The organism is uncultured Thalassospira sp., assembly GCF_963976115.1.
Classification (GTDB): Bacteria; Pseudomonadota; Alphaproteobacteria; order Rhodospirillales; family Thalassospiraceae; genus Thalassospira.
On record NZ_CAXBJJ010000002.1, the window covers coordinates 357,546 to 375,405 of the forward strand.

The 17,860-nt window shown below is 51.0% G+C and carries 17 protein-coding genes; 6 read left to right on the forward strand and 11 right to left on the reverse strand.

Annotation, left to right across the window (positions count from 1 at the left end; translation table 11 throughout):
- Window positions 1-5: 5 nt before the first annotated feature.
- The 9 genes from AAC086_RS03505 to AAC086_RS03545 are packed head-to-tail and all read right to left on the reverse strand — an operon-like array spanning window position 6 to window position 8,545.
- Window positions 6-947 (reverse strand): carbon-nitrogen hydrolase family protein, encoded by a 942-nt coding sequence (locus tag AAC086_RS03505; RefSeq protein WP_339775346.1) that lies wholly within the window; start codon window positions 945-947, stop codon window positions 6-8.
- On the reverse strand, window positions 944-1,840 hold the full coding sequence (locus AAC086_RS03510; RefSeq protein WP_339775349.1) for an alpha/beta hydrolase: 897 nt from the start codon (window positions 1,838-1,840) through the stop codon (window positions 944-946). Before AAC086_RS03510 ends, AAC086_RS03505 begins: the two co-directional genes overlap by 4 nt.
- 1 nt (window position 1,841) lies before the next feature.
- Window positions 1,842-2,546 (reverse strand): ABC transporter ATP-binding protein, encoded by a 705-nt coding sequence (locus AAC086_RS03515; RefSeq protein ID WP_339775351.1) that lies wholly within the window; start codon window positions 2,544-2,546, stop codon window positions 1,842-1,844.
- Window positions 2,540-3,301 carry an ABC transporter ATP-binding protein gene (locus AAC086_RS03520; RefSeq protein ID WP_339775353.1) on the reverse strand — a complete coding sequence of 254 codons (762 nt, stop codon included), beginning with the start codon at window positions 3,299-3,301 and terminating at the stop codon, window positions 2,540-2,542. The genes AAC086_RS03515 and AAC086_RS03520 overlap by 7 nt, the downstream gene beginning before the upstream one ends.
- Window positions 3,294-4,274, reverse strand: a complete 981-nt coding sequence (locus AAC086_RS03525; RefSeq protein WP_339775355.1) for a branched-chain amino acid ABC transporter permease — start codon at window positions 4,272-4,274, stop codon at window positions 3,294-3,296. Before AAC086_RS03525 ends, AAC086_RS03520 begins: the two co-directional genes overlap by 8 nt.
- 1 nt (window position 4,275) lies before the next feature.
- Window positions 4,276-5,190 (reverse strand): branched-chain amino acid ABC transporter permease, encoded by a 915-nt coding sequence (locus AAC086_RS03530; protein ID WP_339775357.1) that lies wholly within the window; start codon window positions 5,188-5,190, stop codon window positions 4,276-4,278.
- 41 nt (window positions 5,191-5,231) lie between these two features.
- Window positions 5,232-6,413, reverse strand: coding sequence for an ABC transporter substrate-binding protein (locus tag AAC086_RS03535; RefSeq protein ID WP_339775359.1), 1,182 nt, complete (start codon window positions 6,411-6,413; stop codon window positions 5,232-5,234).
- A 50-nt stretch (window positions 6,414-6,463) separates the two neighbouring features.
- Complete coding sequence (locus AAC086_RS03540) at window positions 6,464-7,408, reverse strand: fumarylacetoacetate hydrolase family protein (RefSeq protein WP_339775361.1); 945 nt, start codon at window positions 7,406-7,408, stop codon at window positions 6,464-6,466.
- Between the two features lie 15 nt (window positions 7,409-7,423).
- The gene (locus AAC086_RS03545) at window positions 7,424-8,545 is read right to left on the reverse strand and encodes a cupin domain-containing protein (RefSeq protein WP_339775363.1); all 1,122 of its coding nucleotides are present in this window, start codon (window positions 8,543-8,545) and stop codon (window positions 7,424-7,426) included.
- A 372-nt stretch (window positions 8,546-8,917) separates the two neighbouring features.
- Here AAC086_RS03545 and AAC086_RS03550 point away from each other — a divergent pair, with 372 nt between their 5' ends.
- The 3 genes from AAC086_RS03550 (at window position 8,918) to AAC086_RS03560 (ending at window position 12,753) form a co-directional block, all read left to right on the forward strand.
- Window positions 8,918-9,685 (forward strand): FCD domain-containing protein, encoded by a 768-nt coding sequence (locus AAC086_RS03550; protein ID WP_339775365.1) that lies wholly within the window; start codon window positions 8,918-8,920, stop codon window positions 9,683-9,685.
- 270 nt (window positions 9,686-9,955) lie between these two features.
- Entirely contained in the window at window positions 9,956-11,128 is a 1,173-nt protein-coding gene (locus tag AAC086_RS03555) for a hypothetical protein (protein WP_339775367.1), read from the forward strand.
- Complete coding sequence (locus AAC086_RS03560; RefSeq protein WP_339775369.1) at window positions 11,125-12,753, forward strand: WG repeat-containing protein; 1,629 nt, start codon at window positions 11,125-11,127, stop codon at window positions 12,751-12,753. Before AAC086_RS03555 ends, AAC086_RS03560 begins: the two co-directional genes overlap by 4 nt.
- 63 nt (window positions 12,754-12,816) lie before the next feature.
- Here AAC086_RS03560 and hppD read toward each other — a convergent pair whose 3' ends face one another.
- A complete protein-coding gene (gene hppD / locus AAC086_RS03565; protein ID WP_339775371.1) occupies window positions 12,817-13,929 on the reverse strand; it encodes a 4-hydroxyphenylpyruvate dioxygenase in 1,113 nt (370 codons plus the stop codon).
- Between the two features lie 142 nt (window positions 13,930-14,071).
- Between hppD and AAC086_RS03570 the strand changes: the two genes are divergently transcribed.
- Window positions 14,072-14,536 carry an Lrp/AsnC family transcriptional regulator gene (locus AAC086_RS03570; RefSeq protein ID WP_339775373.1) on the forward strand — a complete coding sequence of 155 codons (465 nt, stop codon included), beginning with the start codon at window positions 14,072-14,074 and terminating at the stop codon, window positions 14,534-14,536.
- 57 nt (window positions 14,537-14,593) lie between these two features.
- Here AAC086_RS03570 and AAC086_RS03575 read toward each other — a convergent pair whose 3' ends face one another.
- Entirely contained in the window at window positions 14,594-15,724 is a 1,131-nt protein-coding gene (locus AAC086_RS03575; protein ID WP_339775375.1) for a Gfo/Idh/MocA family oxidoreductase, read from the reverse strand.
- 101 nt (window positions 15,725-15,825) lie between these two features.
- Here AAC086_RS03575 and AAC086_RS03580 point away from each other — a divergent pair, with 101 nt between their 5' ends.
- Both AAC086_RS03580 and AAC086_RS03585 read left to right on the forward strand, forming a co-directional pair.
- Window positions 15,826-16,650 (forward strand): MurR/RpiR family transcriptional regulator, encoded by an 825-nt coding sequence (locus AAC086_RS03580; protein ID WP_339775377.1) that lies wholly within the window; start codon window positions 15,826-15,828, stop codon window positions 16,648-16,650.
- A gap of 210 nt (window positions 16,651-16,860) precedes the next feature.
- Window positions 16,861-17,811, forward strand: a complete 951-nt coding sequence (locus tag AAC086_RS03585; protein WP_339775379.1) for a sugar ABC transporter substrate-binding protein — start codon at window positions 16,861-16,863, stop codon at window positions 17,809-17,811.
- Window positions 17,812-17,860: the final 49 nt, after the last annotated feature.

Genomic DNA, 17,860 nt, shown 5'->3' on the forward strand with positions numbered 1-17,860 from the left:
TGCTTTTACTCGCTATCATCGCCAATGGCTGTCACGGGCCGCTTGTGTCGCACATCAACACTCAGTTGAAAGATGTCCGGCCGGGCATAATGACCCGATACGTCAAAATCGAACTTGCCGCGCACGATGGCATCCATATCAATATCTGCGTAAAGAATTGTCTCGCCTTCAAAATCAGGCGTAACCAGTAACTGGCCCATTGGGTCGATAATAGCGCTTCCACCCCGCATCATGACTGTTTGCGGATCGTCCCCAAGCGCACTTTCATGGCTTTTCGGAAACATCCCGCGAGTAATGTACTGGCAGGCCGTTAAAACAAAACAGCGGCCTTCAAGGGCGATATGTCGCATGCTCGGGATCCAGGTATCGCGATCATCTGCTGTCGGTGCACAATACAGGCTGATACCCTGACTATACATATGCATCCGTAGCATAGGCATATAATTTTCCCAGCAGATTACCGCGCCAATGCGCCCCAGAGAGGTTTCAAAAACGGGCATCGTCGCGCCGTCGCCAAACCCCCAAATAAGCCGTTCGGCGCCAGTTGGCATCAATTTCCTGTGTTTGCCAATCAATCCCTGATCGCCGTCAAAAAACAGCACCGTGCAATAAAGCGTGCCGCCATCACGTTCAATGCAGCCAATAACAACAAAAATTCCGGTTTGCGCCGTTGCGTCGGCAATCAGCCTGACTTCGTCGCCATCAAGGTCGATCGCATGGTCATGATAAATCCGAAAGGCCTCTCGTCCCTCCGGTTTGCGCATGCCAACGGGTGCACCAAAAGAAGCGCCCTTAGGATACCCGCCCAGAAAAGCTTCGGGAAAGACAATAAGTTTAGCGCCTTTACCCGCCGCCTCATAAATTGAAGCCACCGCCTTTTTTGCCGATCCCGGCGCGTCAGCGGGAAGTGACGCAAGTTGCGCAACGGCTGCTTTGAACTTCTTCATACGAAATTTCCCTTTTTGCCATTCATGATTGCAGCATGAAGTACGCCAACCAGATCGCCGTTCGGATCACTAAGACTGCGGGCCAGATTAAAATGGTTCCAGTTTGGCATCTCAACCCGATCTGTTTGATGACCAGCGGCACGCCAACCATCAACAAAAGCGTTTGTTTGCCGCTGAAATTCGGCCGTTTCCAAACCCCCGACCGAGGCAATTAACCGGGCCTTACTGCGATCAGGAATATGCCGAACAGGTGAATTTGCGGCGATTTCTTCGGCAGTAAAACGCATCCATTCATTCACCTGAATATGTTGTAATGGCTCAAGTTCGTACAAGCCGCTTAGGGCAAGCACCGCACCAAACATGTCATCGGGCAACCCCATCTGCGTTGTCCAGCCATCGACAAGCAACATGCCGGTCAAATGCGCCCCGGCCGATGATCCGCCGACGTGAATGGTTTGCGCATTATAGCCGTAAGTTACGCTGTTATTTTTGATCCAGGCTGTAGCCGTACGCACCTGGCGCACAATTTCGCCAATTTTCACCTCTGGTGCCAATGCGTAGTCAAGCACAGCAACAGAAACGCCCTGCGCAAGTAACCCGCCAGCGGCAAAGCTGTTATGTTCCTTTGTTCCGGCCCGCCAATAGCCCCCATGTATCCAGATGAAAATCGGGCTGTCGGGCCCCGCCAGAAACAGATCCAGGGTTTGCCCACTTTGGGGATCGTAAACAATATCGGCGATCCGTTTGTGCATTTTCTGAACGCGGGCACTTTCGGCTCTGTCTTCTGCCATTTCAGCATCAAATGAGGCCACACTTTCGCGCGCGTTATATTCGCGCTCAAGCATTGCGCGGTCCATACCACGATAAAAACAGGTATTAAAATTATCGTTCACCTCAGACCCCCAAATACTGTTGCATCAACACCTTGTTTGCAGCAAGTTCCTGCGGTGTTCCGCGCCAAACGACCTTGCCCTTTTCAACGATGTGATGCCTATCGACAAGGGAGCTCATTTCCTTGAGGTTTTTGTCGACCACCAAAATCGAATGACCCAACCGCTTAAGCGCGTGCAATGTTGACCAGATGTCGGCCCGTATGACCGGTGCCAGTCCTTCCGTTGCCTCATCTAGAATTAACAAGGCCGGATTGGTTAACAACGCCCTGCCAATTGCCAGCATCTGTTGTTCACCGCCAGAAAGTGTCCCCGCATATTGTCGGCGACGTTCTCGCAGGCGCGGAAACAAATCATAGACAAGCGGCAAGTCCCAGGTCGTGCCGGTTGCCCCCTTTTTTGCGCGCATCGTGGCAACAAGGTTCTCTTCAACCGTCAAAGAGGAAAACACACGCCGACCTTCCGGAACCAAACCGATGCCCCGCCGGGCAATCACGTTGGGTTGCAGCGCAACAATATCCTGATTTTCAAACAAGATCTCACCACAACTGGCGCGGACCATTCCCATAATGGTGTGAACGGTCGTGGTTTTTCCCATGCCGTTACGGCCAATCAAGGAAACAACCGTTCCGTGGGGCACGTCGAACTCCATGCCAAACAAAACCTGGCTAACCCCGTAACCTGCCTCAAGACCGGAAATCTTCAGCATGCTTCGTCTCCCAGATAGGCTGAGCGCACTTCAGGATGGCGGCGAATTTCATCCGCTGTTCCGGTAAAAATCACCCGACCATAAACCAGCACACTGATCCGGTCGGCAAGCGTGAATACGGCGTCCATATCGTGTTCTACCAGCAACATGGGATAACGCCCCTTAAGCCCCTGAAGCAAACCAATCATGCGTGCCGTTTCCTCTGAGCCCATGCCCGCCATGGGTTCATCAAGAACAAGTGCGCCGGGGTTTCGTGCCAGCGCCACAGCCAGTTCAAGTTGACGCCGCTCGCCATGTGCAAGATTAGCGACCAAACTGTTTTCGCGCTCGCCCAGGCCTACTTCGGCAATCCACTGACATGCCTGTTCGCGTAAAGACGGATTTTTACGCGGATTGGAGAAAATATTAAACGAACCACCCCCGATGCTATCAAGGGACAGAATGACATGATCAAGCACCGTAAATTCAAGGCAAAGCTGCGTTATTTGAAATGTACGGCCAAGCCCCATCCGAACACGCCGATGCGCTTTAAAAGCGGTAATGTCTTGTCCTTTAAAATGAACATGGCCGCTATCGCACCGCAAATCCCCGCATATCTGTGAAATAAGGGTGGTTTTTCCCGCACCGTTTGGCCCGATCAGCGCGTGAACCTCGCCTTCGCGAAGGTCAATCGTGACATCATTGGTCACCTGCAAGGCACCAAAAGATTTACATAAATGATCAAGTGAAAGTACCGCTACTGGTGCATCAGTCATGAGGATTGCCTTTCAGAAAACGTCCCAGAATGCCTCGCTGACCGAACAAAGCGATCAGCACCAGCGCCAGCCCCATCACAATCATCCAGTGTTCTGTCCACATTGCCAGGATCTGCTCAAGCCCGATAAAAACGACCGTGCCGGCGATCGGGCCCAGCAAGGTGCCAAGCCCCCCCACCGTAACAATCGCCATAAATTCGCCGGACTTTGTCCATGCAACCATGTCTGGTGTGGTAAATTCGGCGTAATTAGCCCAAAGAACACCTGCCAGCCCCGTCCCGACCGCAGATAGAACAAAAGCCGCCAGTTTGAAGGGCACCGGATTGATGCCGAGATTGACCGCCCGAATTTCACTTTGACATAAACTTTGAAGCACCATGCCAAAACGTGAATTTACAACCATGCGACAAAAAACCACCCAAATGCCAAGCACGCCAAGCACCAGATAATAAAATGTCCAAGGATCACGTAAGTCGATACCTGGCATGGTGTTGCGCATGTCCATCATCAAGCCATCATCGCCACCGTAATATTGCAACGAGACAAAAACAAAATAGACCATTTGAGCAAAGGCAAGGGTGATCATGATGAACTGGACACCGCGTGTCTTAAGCGCCAAATAACCGGTAATCAAACCCAGAATTGCGCACACAAGAAGGGCTAGAGGCCAAAGAATTAAAGCAGAATTACTGCCTTCCCATCCAAATAGCGTTTGTCCCGTATTGGTATGAAACGCGATAATGGCGACCACATAACCACCCGTGCCAAAAAACATGGCATGACCAAAACTTACCAGGCCGCCATAGCCGATGATCAGGTCAAGACTGACGGCCGCCAGCGCATAAATCACAATCCGGGTAAACAAAGACAAGCCGCCATGCCAGCCAACCTGCGCAAGAACAAGCGGTGCAATGAACAGAACCACCAGAAAGATGATACCTGTTCCGATAAATCGGTTACGTTTAAACATCATATCAGCTCCTGGCCGGAAACAGGCCGTAGGGCCAAATGAGCAAAACAAGCGCCATCAAAACGTAAATGCTTGCTGAAACAAGACCTGCCGCCAGCGTATCGGCAACTGACGCCGGTAATATCGCACTCAGGATCTGGGGGGCGTAGGCACGCCCCATACTATCGACCATACCAACCAGCATGGCCCCCACAAAGGCACCCCGCACAGACCCCACCCCGCCGATTATGATAACGACGAAAGTTGTGATCAAAATGCGTTCACCCATGCCGATTTCAACAGCAAGCAAAGGGGCCGCCATCGTGCCTGCCAAACCGCAAAGCATGGCACCAAGACCAAAAACACTTAAGAAAAGCAACCGCATATTGACGCCAAGGGCATCAACCATTTGCCGGTCATCGGCACCTGCCCTTATCAGCATGCCGAACCGTGTATGATTGACAAGCACCCATAAAAACAGGGCCACCAACAAACCGGTAATGATCAGCGACAGTCGCATATAAGGATAGGCAAGGTTTGGCAGCAACATGAACGAACCATGCAAAAAACCTGGTATATTCATGAAAATTGGCGACCGCCCGACAATGATTGTCGTGGCTTCGTTCGTGAAAAGAATCAGGCCAAAGGTCGCAAGAACCTGATAGAGATGGTCTCGATCATAAAGCCAGCGAATAACGGTACTTTCAACCAGAACACCGTATAAACCGGCCCCCACCATAGCCGCAACAATGGCCGCGAAAAAAGAACCGGTCGAGCCAAAGACCAACGCCCCGATATAAGCGCCGATCATATAAAAGGTGCCATGAGTGAGATTAATCACACCCATAATACCAAAAATCAAGGTCAGACCCGAGGCGAGCAGGAAGAGGAATGCGCCATATTGCAGGCCATTCAGCGATTGTTCAATAAAGAGGTTCATGACGCATCCGTTATCGAGCGATGGAGAACGTTCTTTTGATGTCAGAACGTCATTTTGCATTCTTTAGCGTAGGCGTCCTGACGGTTTTCGGCGATACGCCCGACGATATTCTGGACAATTTCGCCAGACGGCTCTTTATCAAACCGGGTAAGATAGTAGTTCTGGATCGGATGCTGGTTCGGACCAAATGTGAATGGATCGCGGATTGGTTTAAAATCGGCCTTTCGCATCGCCGCCCGAAAACCATCCGCATTCGACATGTCACCCTTGACCGCATCCAGTGCCGACGCAATCAGATTGGCCGTATCGTAAGACTGCTCGGCATACATGGTTGGTGTGCGACCATAAGCCTTTTTGAAGCTTTCAACGAAATCGCGCGAAGCCGGATTGTCGAACTGAGGTGTCCACAACGCAGCAGCATAAACCCCCTCTGCCGCATCACCGGTTGCCTTAACCATTTGCGCATCAAGTGAAAAAGCAGGAATTACCATAGGTATGGCTTTTCTTAGGCCTGCATTGTCATATTGCTTGGCGAAATTAATCCCCGCACCTCCCGGATGAAACTGGTAAATTGCGTCCGGAGCAAGGTCACGGATACGGGCCAGTTCCACCGAAAAGTCAGTCTGGTTCAACTTGGTATAAATTTCCTCAAGAACTTTGCCTTGATAGGTCCGCTTGAAACCTTTAAGCGCGTCCCGGCCAGCCTGATAATTCGGTGCCAGGATGACGATTTTCTGATAACCCAGCTCGTTGGCGGCCAGGCCACCGGCTTCGTGAAAAGAATCATTCTGATAAGAGGCGACGAAATAATTGGGATTACATTTGGCACCGGCAAAAACAGACGGTGCAGGGTTAAGGCTAATATAAAACCCGCCCGACTGCATCACTGTGGGCTGAACAGCGGACAGAACATTGGAAAAATTGATGCCGGTAAAAAGCTTGATACCAGACTGCACCATACGATCCGCTATCTGCTTTGCATTGGCAGGCTTCAGGCCATCATCTTCAATTTCGAGCTTTACAGCTGTGTTGCCCAGCTTGCCATCGTCACCGATGGCAAGTTCAAAGGCATCTCGAATATCCTGGCCAATATAGCCAGCCGGGGTCGACAAGGTGGTGATAAATCCGATACGCACCGGTTCCGCAGTTGCAGAAGCAACATATGCAAACCCGATCATGGTACCAACAATACCCGTATAAACCAGTTTAACCGCGTTTTTCATTGTTAAAATGTCTCCCTGATAATGCACAATCGTTGTGTGCGAAGTTTTCTTCAGTCGAACTTCCGGGCGTGAGAAAAATCATTGCCAATGGCCACCACCGGATTGCGGATCAATCCGACCCCCTCAACACAAGCCTCAATCACATCGCCCGGCCACAACCATTCCTGAGGCGTGCGACCTGCACCAACGCCTTCAGGCGTACCTGTCGCAATAATGTCACCGGGTTCAAGCGTGATGGCGGCGGAAATATCGGCAATTAATGTCGGGATTTTGAACAGCATATGTTTGGTATTCGAGCCTTGTTTGCGCGCTCCATTAACGGTTAGCCACAAGTCAAGATCGTGAACATTTTCGACTTCATCAGCCGTTACAATGCAAGGTCCAAAGGGGGCATAGCTATCCTGGCCCTTGGAATATATCCATTGACCTGCCCGGCGATTATCCCGGGCACTGACATCAATAAGAATGCTATACCCAAAAATATGCGACATCGCAGCGTCTTCGCTTACCTTACAGGCTGTCCGCCCCATAATAACCGCAAGTTCAACTTCCCAGTCCAGGTTCCGGGTAATTGCAGCATTGTGCTCAATCGGGTCGCCCGGCCCCACCACTGTCGTTGGGGGTTTACTGAAAATAACCGGCTGCGTCGGCAAATCACTTGACGTATCAAGGCTGCGACTGGATTCAGCAACATGCTCTACATAGTTCAGGCCGATGCCAAAAATGTTTTTGCGAGGCCGTGGAATAGGGGCCAGAAGCCTAACATTGACAAATGGCACGGTTGTGCGAACCGGCCATGCACCACGCGTTTTATCGAGCAAACGCTTCAGGGCCGCCAATCCATCAGGACCAAGGTCAATAAGGTCCAGCATAGAGGCCGGAAAATCTTCCCCAAACGCGGCACCAAGCGCCTGAACATCAACAACACTATCGCCTTCAAGCACACCAAGGCGCGCAGAGGCCTCGATTGAGGCTCTGTAAGTAACCAAACGCATCAGATAATTCCTTGATTAGTTTTGTGGTTGATACCCACCGTTGTCGGCTAGCGCTTCTTCCCGGTAAAGGCCAAGCGCACGCATGACCGGCAGATCATTGAAGCAAAAAAGGCAAGCATCCTCATCATCAGAACGATTGCCATGTTCGTGCCACGCCCAGGAGGGAACACAGAAAATATCCCGTTCCTGCCAATCGAAACGCTGACCTCCGATCACGGAATAACCCTTGCCCTTCGCAACCTGATAGATAAAACTTCCGGTATGGCGATGGGCTTTGGTCCGCTCACCCGGACGCAGCATCTGCATGCTCGCGCCAATGGTTTGCATTACCGGACCGGCATTAATCGGGTTCACATATTCCATCAGGACACCATCATAGGGGGACCCGTCAGTGACCTCCGCATAGCGGTTCAGTGCCTCATAGGTTCGGTGCCATTCGTATTTATAAAGGGGTGAATAACCCTTTTCCCAGGCCCCGCCCCCCGGAAACAACCCCGAATTGCCCCATGTCTTGACCATATCATCAACGGCATATCCTACCGCCTGGGTTAAATCCGGATGAACCTCATAAAAATTGGCCTCCAAAGCATTAACCAGAGGAATATCAAGGCCATCCTGCCAGATACAGGGTTTGCCACTTTCTTCTACGCCATGCTCGTGCCAGGTTCCGTTGGGTGTCAGGACGAAGTCATTCGCATTCAGGCTCATTTTATGACCATCTACAATGGTATAGGCCCCTGCGCCTTCCATAATAAAACGTAAGGCACAGGCCGAATGCCGATGTGCCGACGCTTTTTCGCCAGGATTCATTACTTGCAAGCCCGAATAAAGCCAGCCTACCGCGGCAGCAACATCCTGACGGCCGGGATTGTTAAGATAAAGAACACGCCGACCTGCCTTTTCAGGGACAACTAATTCAGTTGACCGTAAAACATGTGCGCGAAGATCCCGGTACCGCCAGATCATCGGATGCGATGTTGATTTTGGCTGCCACGGTTCAATCTTGTTGGCAACGGTCCAAAGCGCCCCTATGTCCAACGCTTTAAGCTCATCATAGTAAGATAATAGCTCCGGCGTATCTTCAACATTGGCACGCCCGGCCACGTCTTCGCGATAATTTTCCCTGATTAAAGACATGTTCTGACTCCCTCTTTTTTTGATGAAGACAGGATAGTCCGCACATTTTCGTTGTAAACCATTATTTTCGAAAATATGATCTTTTTCGTTTATATATCAGATGCCGTCACCTCTCATCCGCTCAATATTCGCGATTTTTCAAGTTATTAATTGCCCGTGATGTGGTCGTTTACATGGAAAATGTTGTTCTTAATTACGCAGAACAGGCGACCAGAAATCCGCTCTTGCCTCATCGAAAGGCGTGTATTTTTATATAGAATGGTATATTTTCGAAATGGTACTCGTTATACAAGCTCGCGCAAATATCCCAGGTTTGACCGTCATACATGGTCGGGCGGCCTTGGGGACCTGGCTGACACTTTGGAGGACATCATGGAGCAAGCCACACTTGCAGCACGGGCAAAATCTTCTGCAAAAGCCGACAATCACAAGCGAAACGCCGGCGAGAAGCAAACGACGACGATGGCATCACGCGCCTATAATCTTTTGCGCAACGAAATAATCGAAGGCGCACTGGCCCCGGGAACTCCCTTGCGTTTAGAGGTCCTTAAAGAGCGCTACGGGCAGAGTTTTTCACCGATCAGGGAAGCCCTAAATCGCCTGAACAGCGAAAAACTGGTCCAATTGACCGCTCTGAGAGGTTTCCGAGTTGCCGAAATTTCTGTGCATGAAATGTGGGATGCGATCGAAACGCGCGTTCTGATTGATACCGCAGCTCTTGAACTTTCTATCCTCAAGGGTGATGACGACTGGGAAGCCAGCGTTGTAGGGGCTTTTCACGCCCTTTCAAAACATGCTCGACGGATTATGGCGAATGAATCGGGCAAAGAAACTGCGGACTATCGGGAACTCGAAGCGCGCCATCGGGACTTTCATGTCTCGCTGATTTCGGCGAATGACTCGAAATGGCTCACGACATATTCGGCTCAGCTCTACGACCAGACAGAGCGTTATCGCCGATTGATCGTCGCGGGCGGAGACGAAGAAGCGATAACCAAACGCAATGTCCCGGGTGAACATCAAGCCATCATGGATGCGACCCTGGCGCGCGACACGACCCTTGCCACCCAACTTCTGTCAGAACACTACCGCCGCACCGGACAATTTATTGAGAATAATTTTCCATCGCTACGTCCATAAGCCCAATGATTCGCAGCCTCTTATCCCGCCCAAAAGCGGATCGTCTTAATCGTCTTAAAGGATCACAAGCCGCACATTTATGGTGATAATCCACGCACTGCCTGCTCTGAACGCCGGGGTTTCCTATGTTAAATTCGGGGTTCATTGAGGCTTGTGGGTACAAGAAGTCGGATACCTGACATATTGTTTCAATCATAATAATTCTTCCCAAAATCAAACATACCGAGATATAGGATTATACAACCCTATAGTAAAAGTCGGATATCGGTTATGGATGAGCAGAAGATCGTTATTAACTGTCCGGTTTGCGGTGGACCCACCAGAATACCTCTCAGGGAGACGGTCCTGAAAATCATTTGCCCGTCATGCAAAAGCGATTTTCACTATTCTGCCAGTACCGGTTTTATTGCCCCCGCAACAGAAACGGGCGAGACACCGGACGATACAGAAACCGAAGAACCTGTCGCGCCAAAGGCCAAAGCCTATCAGCCAAGACATGAAAACAAGGTAACCGATCTCATATTGCCGGGCGCGCTGTGGCTTGTCGTTGTGGCAAACGGGTGGCTGATCTCGCAATTTGGCACAGATACGTTTCTGGATACCAGTATTCGCATCATCGCCTTTATTGCGGTCATTGTGAGCGGTAATTTCCTGCTCAGCCGAAACGAAAACATCAGCTGGGCGGCAATAATTGTCGGTTTGATGCTGGCCACCAAATGGCTTGGCAAGGGGAACTGGCTTTTTATCGAGCAAATATTGGCTGCCTTTGCCATCTTGCTGGCGTTTTATGGGCTTTTGCGGTTAATCACCGGTCGCGACAAGGATGCCTCACGGGTCAGCGGATTTTTCAAGGTCTCTTGCGTGGTTGCCGTTCCGCTTCTATCGATAGCAACCCTTGTTTATTCTGACATCTGGGACGCAAAGATCTTTCGTAAAAACCTTACGGCCATGGTCTCGAATGTTGTTTCAGACACAGAAGGCGCATCTTGCGCACCAAAGGCCCTTCCCGCCTTGATGCAGCGTTTGGGTCTGTTGCAAAAGAAACCCCCGAAAGTCGATTTACCCAAATACCTTACATTCAACCTATCCGACAAAAAGATTGCCCACGCTCGCGAAGCCGAAAAAATCCTTTATGACGATAAAAAGACGATGGCCGAAAACTTGCTGCGATATGCGGCCCACGCCTTTAAAGAACAGGACTTCGAACTGGGCTTGCAATATATGGGATTAGCCCGCAAAGAAACCCGCGATCTGCCGGGCAGCTATTATTTCTATTACGCCTATATGGTGCAAAAACTTTCCCATTCGGAACGATATTCAACGTCAACCGAATTTTTTGCACAATACACCAAAGATTATGCCAATACCTATCTCGCCCTGTCGGGAGACTGCGCTGCTTTTAAGAACGAGGCCCGGATTCTCGCGCAGGGGAGCGAATTATGAAATTTGCATCAATCCGGTTTGTATTTTTAATCATTGCCCTGATTTTATCGCTCCATCCCCCCGCCTTTGCCGATGATGAGGACATCGCCCGCATTGACAAAGTGGAATCCGACGTCATTACCTTTAAAGATGTGCAGGTTCGTTTCCCCGCGCCGATGTTAGACGGATGGGAAGCAACAGGGGAAGGAACGGCCTGGGTCGATATTCGGGCAAAGCTGCTGGTTTATACCCTATGGGGGGAACCTGTTGTTTATTGCACGGCAAACTGGACTTTTAAAAAAGCCCAAACCAACAACAGTTTTGTCTCGACCATAAAAGGTGTTGGCACCTATGTGCCTGATGACATTGCCGAAAAGATTGATCTTTACAGCGTTGACCTGAAATTTTCCCCGAGCCTTTTTGAGAATGTATGGGTCGAATGTGACCCCGGTATTTTTGGGGCCTCGGGCGACCCGAACGTCAGCTTTAACATCCCCGGCAGCCCAAGCTGGGACGATCTTTTCCAAAGTAACGGATTTGAGATTTCAGACGCCACAAAACGCGCAAAATCCTATTATCGCGACCTGCTAAAAACCGGCAAAGTCCAAACTAACGCACTGCATGAAGTGCAAAAGGCGCACATTAATCTGTATGCAGTTGGAGAATGGCTTGCGAAGCGTGACCAGAAAATAGCACAGGACAAACTCGACCAGGCCCGTACGCGCCAAAACGACATTCCAGACGACCCGGAAAAAGAGATCAGCGAAGCAGACATCCAAAACCTGTTTGAAAGCACGTTTCGCGCACAACGCCTTGAACAAATACAGGACCGTTTTCCAACCGATATACCGGTGAATGAGGATTTGCTTGCACGTGCGGAAAATTTAAAACAACAAATTGCAAGCTGCCCGTCTTTTCATCAACCCGACGGGTTTGAAGACGCCCCCGAAGCCCTTGTCAGCTATCGTGCTTGCCTGCCCTCGCCGCTTGATGAACTTGTTGATTTTTCAGTTGGCGAAGGAAATGACTATCGCTGTGGGTACAAGGATAAGCAGGGCAAGGTTGTGCTGGAGGCGGAATATACAAACTGTAGCGCAAGCCTGAACGGGATTGGCCTTGTTAACAAAATTGTCGGCACGCGGGAAATAAACGTCCCAATGTTTGGACTTTGCAGCGGGCGTTGTTCTGGCGGCACCGTCTCACACACGACACACACAGAAAATATCACAAAATGGACGATCATTAATTCGCGCGGCGAGACCCTGGCACAGGAAGGCAATGCCGCAGACTTCTTTGGCTTTGAACCCTACCGTTTCAGGTTCTATGACGGTTATCTGGTTCTGACCCGGAAAGAAAATGACGTAGAACAGGACTTTGTTTACGATACCCGGATGAAGCTGAAAATGTCCCTGCCCGAGAACTGGCACTATCAGGGTTATTCGGAAGGGTTATTCGTGCTTCGATCCAACGCCGACCGAAATGATGATGGCGAGTATTTGTTTGGGTATTACGATTTTGACGGCCAGTTTGCCTTTGCCCCCATAGAGGCGAAAGACGCCGATCCGTTTGAAAAGGGACTTGCCCGGGTCGAATTTTCAGATGGTGACGTACTGTACTTTGATAAAAATGGACGTTACGTGAGATAAACACGAAAACAAAAAGCCAGAGGCGCACCTGTTCACGCACCTCTGGAACCACAATGAATGGTTTTATTCAGCCGCATCCACCTTCAAAACACCGCGGCGGATCTGGTCTTCCTCGATGCTTTCAAACAAGGCGCGGAAATTGCCTTCGCCAAAGCCTTCGTCGCCTTTGCGCTGAATGAACTCAAAAAAGATCGGCCCGATCACGGTTTTTGAGAATATTTGCAGCAAAATCTTGGTCATGCCGCCGTCAATCACGCCTTCACCATCAATCAGAATGCCGTGTTTCTTCATGCGCTCTATCGGCTCGTCATGGCCGTTTACGCGGTTAAACGATTGTTCGTAATACACTTCCGGCGGACCGGGCATGAATTTAAGGTCATTGGCGGCCAGTTTATCGGTGGCTTCGTAAATGCCATCGGTGCCAACGGCAATGTGCTGAATACCCTCGCCATTGTATTTTTTAAGGTATTCCTCGATCTGGCTTTTATCATCCGTCGATTCATTTAACGGAATGCGGATTTTGCCGCAGGGCGAGGTAATGGCGCGGCTGACCAACCCGGTCATTTTACCGGCAATGTCAAAGAAATGAATCTGTTTGAAGTTAAACAGATTACGATAAAAATCCCACCATTTGTCCATATTGCCGCGATAGACATTATGGGTCAGATGGTCGAGGAAATAAAAACCAACCCCTTCGGGTTTCGGATCACGTTCGCCGATCCAGTCAAATTCGGCGCCATAGGCCGAACCGGTATCGTTATATCGGTCAATAAAATACAAAAGCGACCCGCCAATACCAACAATGGCCGGCACATCAAGGGTTTTATCATCCCCCAAATAAGGTTCGGCGCCCTTGGCCACCGCGTGGTCAAAGGCATGTTGCGCATTCACCACACGCCATGCCATCGCGGGCGCACACGGACCATGCTTTTCAACAAATTTCATGCCATGCGAACCGGGTTCGGCATTAACGATATAGTTAATATCACCCTGCCGCCAAACAGTGATGTTTTTGCTTTTATGTTTGGCAACCGGCACATAGCCCATGCGGTCAAACAGCACTGCAAGTTTTTCCGGGTCATCATGTGCAAATTCTACAAACTCGAACCCGTCGGTGCCAGCCGGGTTTTCATCGCTAATGGTGGCGCGCGGCGCATCGTGCGGGAACGGACCCATGGGAAGTCTCCTGATTTTGTATTTGTCTAATTATGAAGTTCTCACAATCTTGCCCGTAATGGCGCACAATGTGCTTGCATTCTTGGAGTGATTTGTCAGTATTTTGCACGAAACACGCATCAAAATATCAAATGGCGCATATATGACGCATCTCGATAAAATGGACCTGAAATTACTGGCTGAACTGCAAAAGGATGGCCGCCTGACCAATAACGAGCTATCAGATCGCATTGCCCTGTCACCCTCGCAATGCTCGCGCCGACGCACAAGGCTGGAGGCCGAAGGCTATATTTCGGGCTACCACGCCGCGATTGACCGACAAAAGCTGGGGCTGGGCCTGATGGTGGTGATTTCGGTAACACTGGCGACCCATAACCGCGATAACGCCAAACGGTTTGGCGAGTTACTGGCCGATTTGCCCGAGGTGTTAGAGGCCTATGCCCTGACCGGGGAAATGGATTATCACTTGAAAGTCGTCACCCGCGATTTGAACGATTTATCGCGCTTTGTGAATGATGTGCTGTTGCCCCATGATTCGGTTCAGCACGTTAAAACATCGATCGTTTTAAACGTGCTGAAGGATTTTGAAGGGTTGGCCGTGCAATGAATGTGCATGAAAAACAGACGGGGTGTTCTTTTACGTCACCCCATCTGATATTTGCCGTTAGCCAAATTCAGCAACGATGACCCGGCGATCTTCGCGCGCCGCCACCGCCACCGCATGAATAAGTTTTTCAAATTCAAAGGCATCGTTGAAGTTGGGATAGGCATCCTCGCCCTTGGCAAGGGCGGACAGGAAGGTGGCGCATTCAATAACCTTCAGGTCGTTAAAGCCTAGCTGATGGCCCGGTGCGGGGCAGAAATTGCCATAGGGGGCGTGATGCGGGCTGGTGAGGATGGTTTTAAAGCCCTGCTCGGCCGGGTTGCCGGTATTTTGATAAAGCTGCAATTCGTTCATGCGTTCCTGATCATAACAGATCATGCCTTCACTGCCGTGAACTTCCCAAGCCAGGCGGCTTTTTCGCCCCCAGGCCGAACGTGATGTTGAAATGCTGCCTTGCACACCGCTTTCAAAGCGGATCAGCGCCGTTGCGGTATCTTCGTTTTCAACACGGGCATGGCCGGTGCCATCGGCCAGCGGGCGGGTTTCATGCACGGTTTGCATATCGCCAATCAGGCTGTTGACCGGGCCAAGCAAACCATAGGTCATCGATACCAAATGGCAGCCCATATCGCCCAAGGCCCCCAGACCGGCATCGGCAATGGTGCTGCGCCATGTCCAGGTAAGGTTGGGGTCGGCCTGATAATCTTCATCCACCCAGCCGCGAAAATGCACCACCCGGCCAATCGCGCCGGATTTAACCAATCGGCAGGCATGGGTGAAGGCCGGATTATGGATATAGTTATAGCCGACCATGGTTTTCACCCCGGATTTGGCGGCGGCATCGCGCATCTCGCGCGCCTGATCCAGCGTTAAGGCCAGCGGTTTTTCGCAATACACATGTTTGCCTGCAGCAATGGCGGCCAGCGCCATTTCGTGATGCAGCATGTTGGGCGTGGTGATGGACATAACATCAATTGCCGGGTCCGACAGCAAATCTCGCCAGTTATCGGTGGCGCGGGCAAAGCCAAACTGGTTGGCCATTTTTTGTGCCTTATCAAGCGGCGTTTCGCATAAAACTTCCATTCGAATGTCGGGAACATCGCCCATAACCGCCTTTGCGGCCCCATAAGCCAGCGCATGGGCCTTGCCCATAAAACCGGTTCCAATCAGGCCTACGCCAATGCTGCTCATTTTCCTAGACTCCTCGCCCAAATAAAAATAGAATTTTTGTTCTATAATCTGGATGACCATGGAACATGTCATTCGTCAAGAAAAAACAAAAAAGGCACGCCATGAGCGATCAAACCGCCCCCGTTTCGTTGGAAGAATTTAATCACCGCCTGCTCGACATTTCCGAATCCATGCCCAAACGCCTGCGCCAATGTGCCGATTACATTGCCCAAAACACCGACCGCATTGCGGTTTCAACCGTGGCCGAACTTTCGGCTGCTGCCGGTGTGCAACCATCGGCCTTTATGCGGTTTTGCCAGTTGATGGGCTTTGCAGGCTTTAGCGACATGCAAAAAATGTTTCGCGAAACCTATGCCCTGAAATGGCCGGATTACGCCACAAGGCTGGATAATTTAAAGGCATCCGGGGCCGACAGCCCGTCGGCCTTGCTGGCCGAATTTGTCGAGGCCGGGCGGCTGTCGCTGGAAAATCTGGCATCCTCGATTGACCCCGAAACACTGGAACAGGCCGTAGATTTGCTGGCCCATGCGCCCATGATCCACATCATCGGACTGCGCCGGGCATTTCCGGTGGCGTCCTATTTGTCCTATGCGCTGGAAAAAATGGATATTCCCGCCGTTTTCCACGACGGGGTTGGCAAGCTGAACCACCGCCACACCATTCGCAAAGGCGATGTTCTCATTGCCATTACCTTTGCCCCCTATTCGCAGGAAACCGTGGAACTGGCACAATATGCCCGCGGACTCGGCAATGAAGTCATTGCCATAACCGATACCATCACCAGCCCGCTTCAGAAATTACGCGCCCTGACCTTGCATGTCACCGAGGTCGATGTCGGGGCGTTCCGCGCCCTTTCAGCCACGCTGTCGCTGGCGATTTCCCTTGCCGTTGCAATTGGGGCGCGACGTGATCAAACAGAAAAATAGAAAATTCTGTTGCATTTCATTTTTAATGGAATAAAAATTCTATCTGAAAACATGAAAGGGCAAGCCAACCGCTTTCCTTTTTTGCCAAGCGGTCCGCCGCAACAAGAAGCCGTAAAGCAAAATGCCGAGACAACGGCACAGAACCATCGCACCGATCCTACCAAGGTGTTTCGACCAAAAGCCGATAGGGAGGCTAAGACCAAGATGAAAATGAGAAAGACACTGACCGCGATTGCCGCCGCAACCGTGGCATTTGCCGGGTTGGCCACATCTGCCACCAGCGCGCAGGCCGCAGGGGAAAATTTTGTCCTGATCAGCCACGCGCCGGATTCCGATAGCTGGTGGAACGTGATCAAAAACGCCATCAAAATTGCTGGCGACCAGATGGACGTCAATGTTGAATACCGCAACCCGCCGACCGGCGACCTTGCCGATATGGCCCGCATTGTTCAGCAGGCCGCTGCATCCAACCCCGATGGCATCATTGTGACCATCGCCGACTTTAACGTGCTGAAAGGCCCGGTTGAAGATGCGATTGCCAAAGGCATCCCGGTTATCACGATTAATTCCGGTACGATCGAACAATCGCACGAGCTTGGCGCGCTGATGCATGTCGGCCAGCCCGAATATGATGCCGGTTTTGGCGCAGGCAAACGCATGGCCGCCAAAGGTGTTAAATCATTTGTTTGTGTGAACCATTACATCACCAACCCGGCATCGGTTGAACGGTGCCGTGGCTTTGCCGATGCCATTGGCACCAAACTGGGCGACCAGATGATTGATACCGGCATGGACCCGTCGGAAGTGAAAAACAAAGTTTCGGCCTATCTTAATGCCCATCAGGATGTTGGCGCTGTTTTAGCACTTGGCCCGAATTCGGCTGAACCGACCCTGGATGCCCTGCGTGAACTGGGCATGAACGGTGCCATTCCGTTTGGCACCTTCGATCTGTCGGCCAAAATTGCCGATGGCATTAAAAAAGGCGATATCGACTTTGCGATTGACCAGCAGCCCTACCTGCAAGGCTATCTGCCAGTTGTGATCCTGACCAACTATGTCCGTTATGGGGTTCTGCCGTCAGGCGACATCAATTCAGGCCCGGGTTTCATCACCAAAGACAATATCGGTCTGGTGGAAAAATATGCGGGCGAATATCGCTAAGACCTGAACCTTCTTCTTCCCGCCAGGGGGTGCGTGCACGCCACCGCCC